The organism is Leisingera sp. F5, assembly GCF_001593695.1.
The window spans coordinates 1-1232 of sequence record NZ_LUKH01001145.1 but is presented as its reverse complement, the minus strand read 5'-3'; the positions used below and the strand labels follow the sequence as shown (position 1 = coordinate 1232).

Below are 1232 nucleotides of genomic sequence, written 5' to 3'. Positions count from 1 at the left end.
GGCCTTAACATGGCCTATGAAGCTGCCGGAATGCACGCGTCGCTGCTGGGGTTCTGCCTTGAATCGCTGATCTTGGACAACGATCTGCTCGGCCAGGCCCAGAGATGCGTCCGCGGCATTGAGGTGAACGATGAAACCCTCGCGCTGGACCAAATGCGCGCCACTTGCATGGGCGGGCCGGGCCATTATCTGGGTACCGATCAAACCCTCAGCCGGATGCAGGTCGATTATGTTTATCCGGACCTGGGCGACCGGACGTCTCCCAAGGAATGGGTGGAACTTGAAAAACCTGATCTGATTGAAAAGGCCATTGCCAAGAAGGAGAAGATCTTGTCCCAGCGCGCATCCGCACGGTTTGATGCCGCAACCGACATGGCAATCCGCCAGGCATTCAACATCCATCTTCCGGCTTAACCGAACATTCCAGACGCGTTGACACGGGCCGGAATTTTCCGGCCCGGTTTTTGTGGCCGGCACAGAAGCAGAGCATCTGGTTCAAGAATTTTGGGCGTATTCCTGCCTCTCAGCTAACCCAGCCTGTAAGTTAAGAAAATTTTCACGAAACGCTTCCGTGGCACCTAATGAGATGATAACCTTTTATTAATACGAGACAGATTGCAGGAACCCTTCCTTGAAACGGTGTTCAACCTGCAAAAACACCCCTGTGTTTGAGCAAAACGAATTTGCATAATTGCAAGGGTGATTGCATCCAGTCCGACGTTTTGCGGGTGGATTTTGCGAAATTGCAAGGTGAATGGGATTTCAATCTCGTTTGCGCGCGGCTGCACTTCTGCAAAGTGGGGGCATGGGATCACCTGATAACCCCCATAGAACGCCGTTACGATTTTTTAAAATTAACCATCAGATGAACTTCTGTCGAAATTCTTTAAGTTTCCGGCACCCAGACCGCCCGCCTAATTAGCACTTTCGGATCCTAAATTGCTGGCGCCTATCGCATTTAACCCCGCCAGCCTTTGCGGAACTCGCAGAGCATAGCAGCGTTGTGGAAATGCATTTTATAAATGCATAAATGCAGCGCAGGAGCAGTGCCCCGCGCTGCTTGGCATGCTTAGAAAAATGCCTGCAATCCGGTCTGAGCGCGGCCCAGGATCAAGGCATGCACATCGTGGGTGCCCTCATAGGTGTTCACCGTCTCCAGATTGACCATGTGGCGAATGACATTGAACTCCAGGCTGATGCCATTGCCGCCGGCATACCATCGGACGTTGGAC

Annotated in this window: 1 protein-coding gene; it reads left to right on the top strand. The window is 52.4% G+C overall.

Features of this window, described 5'->3' with window-relative positions; translation table 11 throughout:
- Positions 1 to 414: trimethylamine methyltransferase family protein (locus A2I95_RS39635; protein ID WP_291737833.1), on the top strand; the 414-nt coding region annotated here is incomplete at its 5' end.
- Positions 415 to 1232: the final 818 nt, after the last annotated feature.